Raw genomic sequence first — 6,855 nt, forward strand, 5'->3', positions numbered from 1 at the left:
ACGCACCGAGACGGCACAGTTCCGTCTCGACGGTGACCTCGTCGACGAGCAGAACGTCACGCTCGAGGGCGACGAGAGCGACGACGTCGAGTTCGAGGTCGACACGAGCGACCTCGCGGCCGGCGATTACATCCACATGATTCTGACCGATGAGGCCGGTGAAGTCGCGACCCTCGAGCTGACCGAGGCGACCGACGACACCGAACTCGAGGATGGCGACGACGGCCTCGAGAACGACACCGTCGACAACGAAACTGCGGACAACGGGACCGACGACGGTCTCGAGAACGACACCGACGAAGAAACCGCACTCGTCGGCGCGTAAGGAGAGTTCCCCAACGGACAGCGCGCTTTCTCATTTTGAACCGACGGCTCGAGTGACCGGCCGGTCAGGGCGGTCGCCTGTGACAGTACTCGAACCGGAGAGCGGCGTCAATCGTCCTCAGGCGAGCAGTTGATAGAGACTGCTCGCGCCGACGACGAGCAACACCAGCACGCTCGAGAGGACCGGATCGAGGGCCGAAACCACCGGAAGGCCGAGCCCGACCAGCGCGATGATCGCGAGCCCGAGGAGACAACAGCCGAGGTGTAACTGCAGGACTCGAGAGTGGTCGTCGGCGTGACCGTCGACGTACTGCAGGACCTCGGCGAAGTGCCGGCCGGGCTGGATCGTCTTCGCGTCGGAGTCGTACTCGATCACGTCGTCTTCCTCGAGTTGGGGGAGATGGGTCTGTTGGAGGGAGACGTAGACGCTCTTGTAGAGGTTGTTCGGGACCGGGGTCGTGTCGGATTCGGTCGCGGCGATTTCGGTCGCGACATCGGAGACGTCGATCTGTCCGCCGTCCTCGGCGAGCAACTGGACGATCGCTCGTCGCCTGTCGTTGCCGAGGATGTGAAACACTTCGCTCTCCGCCAACGGGTCAGCTCGGTTCGTTTGAACTGACATCGATCAGGGAGAAGGGGAGCCGATTCTCGAGGGGCGATCCACCACCAGTGACCATATCCCGCTAGTTCCGACACCAGCGACTTTAACTTTTGCAGGTTACGGGGGTCGCCGGCCAGAGCCGCGAGCCGGCGAGGATCGGGAGCCGGGGTAGGGAGCGGGTACAGCAGCGGGTCGTCTCGGACGGCGCTGTCGGTCGGCGGTTCGTCTCGGAGAAGAGCAACCGCCCCTCGAAACGATGTGAATCGATTCGCGAACCGCTCGTCGTGACTGTCGAAGCGGCCGGTGGGGCGACGAATCGCGGCCACGTACCGTCGCAGCGGCGTCACCGTCGTCTCGACACCCGACCGAGGTCAGTCGCCGGGGAGGTGGCCGCCGGACTGCATCTCGCGATAGGTCGTACAGGACGGACAGCCGTGGACGACGTCGCCGTTATCGCCGAAGACGCGAGCGAACTGCTGTGTGACGTGTGTCCCGCAGTTTCGACAGCGAGCGCCGGCTGTCGACGATTCCATGGGCTTCCAGTCGTGTTTGTGGGCGTTCATGGGTGGTGGGGGGTGTACTCGGACGAGCGTGGGACCGTCGTGCGGAACCGAGTTCGGGCCGTACCGAAAGCAACGGTAACACCGTCGATGTCCCGCGATACCCGTCCGGGCATCATCGTATCGAGGGGGGCAAACGAGAATAAAGGACGCCGACCGTTCACCGATGACGCGACCCCCGAACGCGGGAAATAGCCGATTGCTGCCCGACAAAACGGCTGCAGCGGCTCAAATTCGCCGTTCCGGAACTATCCGGTCGACCGATCTCAACCCGAATTCAGTCGTCTTGGCGCTGTGTCGGCTTTCAAACGAGAGATTGTGCCGGCCGGTCGCCGCTCGAAACAAGTCGTTTCCGGGTCGAAATACGATCTTACGTTGTCGAAGGACGTGCCAAACGCGCATAAGGTACATCGTTATAAAATACCACTATGGCTTACCGATCCTCGTGCCGGAATGTATCGGTGGACCCCCCGACAGTGGCTGCCCCCCTGTGACCTCTCTCGAATCGCCACCTCTCACGAAGAGCGAACGGACCAGATCCATCCCATTCGGTGACTCCCACTATGTCAACACAAGCAAGTGACACGCGAACGGAATCGACGACCAACCCTGCGACCCAGCTGGACGTCCTCGGGGACGACTGTGCCCGGACGATCCTCGTCGCGACCAGCGAGGGGCCGAAGACGGCCAAGGAACTGACCGAGCGGACCGACAGCTCGTCGGCGACCGTCTATCGCCGGATCAACAACCTCCTCGAGAGCGACCTCATCGCGGAGTGTGTGCGGTTCGAGGACGACGGCTCCCATACCACCGCCTACGAGGCGACCGTCGACAGCCTTCGGGTTCGGATCGACGCCGACGGGATCGAGGTCGCGGTTTCGGAACCGAACGAGCCGGACCTGTCGGACCGAGAGTGACGCCGCGGCCGCGATCGGGACCGACCGACTCGAGCGAGCGTGGGTGCGAGCGGTCGGTCGAACACACCATTAGGAGAGTTTGATAGTTAAGTGACACTATCGTTTCTGCCGGTAATACGGGGTGAAATCGGAGAACGGTGGCTGTATGATACGGATAACAAATATCCGTTCACTGGAACGGTCAGTGTGATTGAGCAATGCACGATCTGACCGGCTTCCAGCGCGACCTGCTGTACGTGATCGCAGGTGCCGACCGTCCGTCGGGCCAGACCGTCAAGGACGAAGTCGAGAAGTACTACAGTTCGGAGATCAATCACGGACGACTGTATCCGAACCTGGACACGCTCGTCAACAAGGAACTGGTCGAGAAGGGACAGCTCGACAGACGAACGAACTATTATGCGATCACCGATGCCGGTCGAGAGCAGATCCAAGAGCGTCGGGAGTGGGAATCGCAGTACGTCGATTTCTGAACGGCCGCCAATCCGATCGTCGGTCCGCGGCCGTCGCCCGTCGTTCGTGGTCGCCGACCGCCGTGTACCCGACACCGACTGCACATGGACAGGCCGATCGCTCGAGGACGGCCAGTAGCGGCCTCGAGCCGCGTTGTACGGCACACATTTTCTTCGATAATACGGTCATAACAAAGAACGACAGCGTATACCGATCGGAGGAGCATGGCATCCGGATCGTCCGAACGGAGACCGAACGCGCCGACGGCGGTGGACCGATGAGTCATCGAACGAGTAGCTGGACGCGGTTCGGGTTCGTTCGCCGCTACCCGTTCGATCTCGCCGCCGTCTCGATCGGCGCGGTCGTCGCGTACCTGCTCGTAACGGGCGAAAGCGGGAACGGGGGCCTTCGACTACTGGCGACGCTGCCGCTCGCCCTGTTCCTGCCGGGCTACGGGCTGGGGGCGGTTCTGTTCCCGGCCGACAAGCGCGAGGACCGCGAGACGGCGGCGACGGCCGCCGACGCTCGCCCCCGCGGGATCGATGCCATAGAACGGCTCGGGCTGGCGTTCGTCCTGTCGCTGACGATCGCGCCGCTTGTCGTGCTGGTGTTGGCGGTCACGTCGTGGGGGTTGACCACGACCTCCGTGGCGGTGGGGCTGGCCGGCATCGCCGTCTGCCTGGCCCAACTCGGCGTGGTTCGACGGCTTCGGACGCCGGCACCACAGCGGTTTACCGTGTCGCCGTTGGCCGGCCTCGAGCGGCTCCGTCGGAACGGCCGGGCAGCGGCGACGGTGTCGACGGTGGTGTTGGTCGTGGCGATCGGAACGGCCGTCGGCGCGTTGCTCGTCGGTTTCCTGTTTCCCGTCTCGGGCGGCGGCTTCACCGAACTCGCGCTGTACAACGAAACCGCGGACGGGGAGATCGTGGCGGATCTCCCGAGCGAGGTCGAGGCGGGCGAGTCGGTCCCGGTCGTCGTCGAGATCGAGAACCAGGAGGGCGAGGACCGGACGTACACGGCGGTCGTCCAACAACAGGTCCTCGAGGACGGTGAGGTCGTCGAGCGGACGGAGCTACGGCGGATCGAGACGACCGTCCCGGCGGGGGAGACGGAAAGCGGCGAGCGAGCGATCGCGCCGACGGCAGACGCCGGTGAGACGGTTCGGATCAGCGTGTTGCTCTACGAGGACGACCCACCGTCGACGCCGACGAACGAAAACGCGGCCGAGAGTACGCACTTCTGGGTGACGGTCACCGGCGGATAACTCGGCCCTCGATCGAGCCCGTCTCAACCCACTGTTGCTACCGTGAGATCGGAGCTGGGAAGCCGTGCCCAGGGATGCGATCGCTCACGACGGGCGGAACTGTTCGCGTTGGACGGCTCGTCGACCGATCCCGTCGCCACTGAATCACTGTCCACCGGATTACACGACGACCTCGTGATCGGTGTGTGAATCGTATCAGTGGCGCGGGAGCCGAGAGGAGTTACTCCGGTGAGGAGCGATCGCGTTCGGGCTGCGACTGGAGACACGGCGGCCGAATTACCGGCCCGCCAACCCGAGCGAACGGCGGAGATCGGACCGGTGTGACACGTGCTGTGCCGCTGCGAGCGCGAGAACGACGAGACAGAGCCCCGCCGCGACGACCGGCGCGACGGCCGTCGTCAGCGGGCCGACGGCGAGTGCCGACAGGACGATGCCGATCGCGCCGACGGCCGTCACGGCCCCGTAGAGGTACTGCCACGCCCGCTCGTCCTCGAGGTGCCGGTCCAGGTACGGGTCGAACCGTTCTTCGCTCGGCAGCAGTTCGATCCGGTGGCCGTCGGGATCCCAGTCGACGATGCCGTGGTCCTCGAGCATGGGGAGGTGGGTCTGATACAGCGAGATGTAGACCCGGCGGCGCTGGGTCCGGGTGACGTCGTCGGGGTCGGTATCGTTCTCCCAGGCGGCGACCTGTTCGACGAGCGGTGCGAGGTCGCAGGCGCCGCCGGTGCGTTTGAGATACTGGACTGCGTGTCGTCTGCGCGCGTTGCTGAAGACGTCGAACAGTTCGGCCTGCGTGAGGTTGCTCTCAGCCATGTGTGCCCTCGTCGTGTCCCAGTGGGTCCCGTTCCGATCCGACGGGTGTATTCGGATAGCTCACAGCCTCGAGTGACAGCGATTGACACTTTACTATCGCCGTGCTACCCGTCCGAAAGCGAATTATACCAGTTAGCGTCCGTGACAGACGCTAATACCGACGTTTCGTCGATTCAGCGGAGGCCGTACCCTCGATCACGGTCACGACGGCAGCCCCAGCGAGCGACGGAAGCGACCGACAGCGACGCTGTAGTTCCCGGCTACGGGCCGCTCAAGGCAGGGATAACAAAGCCTCGTTACCGGGTGTGTCAGCACGACTGCCCACGCGGGTATCGATTCACTATGGAACGACTACACGACCGACGACGAACGGCGGCTCGAACGCGGACCGCGCGTGACCGCGCTCGCACAAGCGAGCGTCGGCCCGCGCCCGACCGCACTCGAGGTGGACGATGAGCGAGACGGTACGCGAGGTCGTCCGCGGCGACGGCTGTACGATCGACGACGACGCGACAGTCGGCTACGGCGAGTTCGACGAGCCGACCCGGCTCGGCGACGACGCGACGATCAGGGCCGGCTCGATCGTCTACGGCGACGTTCGGATCGGCGACGGGTTCGCGACGGGCCACGACGTGCTGGTCCGCGAGGGGACGACGATCGGCGACGACGTCCTCGTCGGGACCAAGACCGTCATCGACGGCGAGACGACGATCGGCTCCCACGTCAGCCTCCAGACGAACGTCTACGTCCCGACCGAGACGACGATCGGCTCCAACGTCTTCGTCGGGCCGGGCGCCGTCCTCACGAACGACGAGTACCCGGTTCGGACCGACGACGGGCTCGAGGGGCCGACGATCGAGGACGGCGCGTCGGTCGGCGCGAACGCGACCGTCCTGCCCGGCGTGACGATCGGCGAGAACGCCTTCGTCGCGGCCGGGGCCGTCGTCACGGAGGACGTACCGGCCGGACGACTGGCTGTCGGGTCGCCGGCGACGACGCAACCGCTGCCGGAGCCGCTCGAGGGGGAGAACCGGCTCGCATGACCGACACTGAAACGAACGCCGAGCCCGACGGCGGCCTCGAGGGAACGGCCGGGTCGGACGAGACCGCGGCAACCGAGGTCGACCCCGGTGCCGGCCCCGTCCCGATCGCCGATCCGGAACTGAGTGAGGCGGCCCTCGAGCGGGTCGAGTCGCTCCTCGCGGACGGCCGCCTCGCCGACGGACCGGAGGTCAGGGCCTTCGAGGACGAGTTCGCCGCCTACTGTGGGACCGATGCCGGAGTCGCGACCTCGAACGGCACGACCGCGCTGCACGCCGCCCTCGAGGCGATCGGGCTCGAAGACGGCGATGCGGTACTCACCTCGCCGTTTTCCTTCGTCGCGAGTGCAAACGCCGTCCGGTTGGCCGGCGGCAAACCGGTCTTCGCCGACATCGATCCCGAGACGTACACGCTGGACCCGGCCGACGTGCGGCGCGTCCTCCGGGAGCGCGACGACGTCGTCGGCCTCCTACCGGTCCACCTCTACGGGCTGCCCGCCGACATGGCGGCTCTCTGTGAGATCGCCGACGACCACGACCTGTTCGTCCTCGAGGACGCCTGTCAGGCCCACGGCGCGGCCGTCGATGGCACCCGAGTCGGCGGCTTCGGCGACGCCGCCTGCTTCTCGTTTTATCCCACCAAGAACATGACCACCGCCGAAGGCGGGATGATCGTCACCGACCGCGACGACGTCGCCGAGCGCGCCGCGAGCTACGTCAACCACGGGCGCGACGTCGGTGGGACCGGTGGCTACGATCACGTCGAACTGGGACACAACTACCGGATGACCAGCCTCGAGGCGGCGATCGGCCGCGCGCAACTCGATCGGCTCGCCGAACACAATCGAGCGCGACGCGAGAACGCCGCCGTCTACGACGAGGC

The 6,855-nt window shown here is 65.5% G+C and carries 8 protein-coding genes and 1 pseudogene; 6 read left to right on the plus strand and 3 right to left on the minus strand.

The window, feature by feature from the left end:
* Positions 1-325: pseudogene (locus ACERIM_RS19355) on the plus strand (hypothetical protein); the annotation flags it as partial.
* 117 nt (positions 326-442) lie between these two features.
* On the opposite strand, the gene ACERIM_RS19360 reads toward ACERIM_RS19355, so the two are convergent.
* Positions 443-946, minus strand: coding sequence for an ArsR family transcriptional regulator (locus ACERIM_RS19360; protein ID WP_373633828.1), 504 nt, complete (start codon positions 944-946; stop codon positions 443-445).
* Between the two features lie 350 nt (positions 947-1,296).
* On the minus strand, positions 1,297-1,458 hold the full coding sequence (locus tag ACERIM_RS19365) for a hypothetical protein (RefSeq protein ID WP_162834899.1): 162 nt from the start codon (positions 1,456-1,458) through the stop codon (positions 1,297-1,299).
* 590 nt (positions 1,459-2,048) lie between these two features.
* Between ACERIM_RS19365 and ACERIM_RS19370 the strand changes: the two genes are divergently transcribed.
* From ACERIM_RS19370 to ACERIM_RS19380, 3 genes are all read left to right on the plus strand, one after another.
* Positions 2,049-2,402, plus strand: a complete 354-nt coding sequence (locus ACERIM_RS19370) for a winged helix-turn-helix domain-containing protein (RefSeq protein ID WP_006179576.1) — start codon at positions 2,049-2,051, stop codon at positions 2,400-2,402.
* Between the two features lie 197 nt (positions 2,403-2,599).
* On the plus strand, positions 2,600-2,875 hold the full coding sequence (locus ACERIM_RS19375) for a PadR family transcriptional regulator (RefSeq protein WP_006179577.1): 276 nt from the start codon (positions 2,600-2,602) through the stop codon (positions 2,873-2,875).
* 257 nt (positions 2,876-3,132) lie between these two features.
* On the plus strand, positions 3,133-4,119 hold the full coding sequence (locus tag ACERIM_RS19380; RefSeq protein ID WP_373633829.1) for a DUF1616 domain-containing protein: 987 nt from the start codon (positions 3,133-3,135) through the stop codon (positions 4,117-4,119).
* 276 nt (positions 4,120-4,395) lie between these two features.
* Here ACERIM_RS19380 and ACERIM_RS19385 read toward each other — a convergent pair whose 3' ends face one another.
* Positions 4,396-4,932 carry a hypothetical protein gene (locus ACERIM_RS19385; RefSeq protein WP_373633830.1) on the minus strand — a complete coding sequence of 179 codons (537 nt, stop codon included), beginning with the start codon at positions 4,930-4,932 and terminating at the stop codon, positions 4,396-4,398.
* Positions 4,933-5,384: 452 nt separating this feature from the next.
* Between ACERIM_RS19385 and ACERIM_RS19390 the strand changes: the two genes are divergently transcribed.
* The gene (locus ACERIM_RS19390) at positions 5,385-5,975 is read left to right on the plus strand and encodes an acyltransferase (protein ID WP_006179580.1); all 591 of its coding nucleotides are present in this window, start codon (positions 5,385-5,387) and stop codon (positions 5,973-5,975) included.
* A partial coding sequence (locus ACERIM_RS19395; protein ID WP_373633831.1) for a DegT/DnrJ/EryC1/StrS family aminotransferase occupies positions 5,972-6,855 on the plus strand: 884 nt, incomplete at its 3' end. The genes ACERIM_RS19390 and ACERIM_RS19395, both read left to right, overlap by 4 nt.

The sequence above is a fragment of the Natrinema sp. H-ect1 genome (assembly GCF_041821105.1).
Lineage (GTDB): Archaea > Halobacteriota > Halobacteria > Halobacteriales > Natrialbaceae > Natrinema > Natrinema thermotolerans.

Bases quoted from the DNA above. Each gene is read 5' to 3' on its own strand.
- ACERIM_RS19375 (WP_006179577.1), top strand. From the start codon at position 2,600: ATGCACGATCTGACCGGCTTCCAGCGCGACCTGCTGTACGTGATCGCA.
- ACERIM_RS19385 (WP_373633830.1), bottom strand. From the start codon at position 4,932: ATGGCTGAGAGCAACCTCACGCAGGCCGAACTGTTCGACGTCTTCAGC.
- ACERIM_RS19370 (WP_006179576.1), top strand. From the start codon at position 2,049: ATGTCAACACAAGCAAGTGACACGCGAACGGAATCGACGACCAACCCT.
- ACERIM_RS19365 (WP_162834899.1), bottom strand. From the start codon at position 1,458: ATGGAATCGTCGACAGCCGGCGCTCGCTGTCGAAACTGCGGGACACAC.
- ACERIM_RS19380 (WP_373633829.1), top strand. From the start codon at position 3,133: ATGAGTCATCGAACGAGTAGCTGGACGCGGTTCGGGTTCGTTCGCCGC.
- ACERIM_RS19390 (WP_006179580.1), top strand. From the start codon at position 5,385: ATGAGCGAGACGGTACGCGAGGTCGTCCGCGGCGACGGCTGTACGATC.
- ACERIM_RS19360 (WP_373633828.1), bottom strand. From the start codon at position 946: ATGTCAGTTCAAACGAACCGAGCTGACCCGTTGGCGGAGAGCGAAGTG.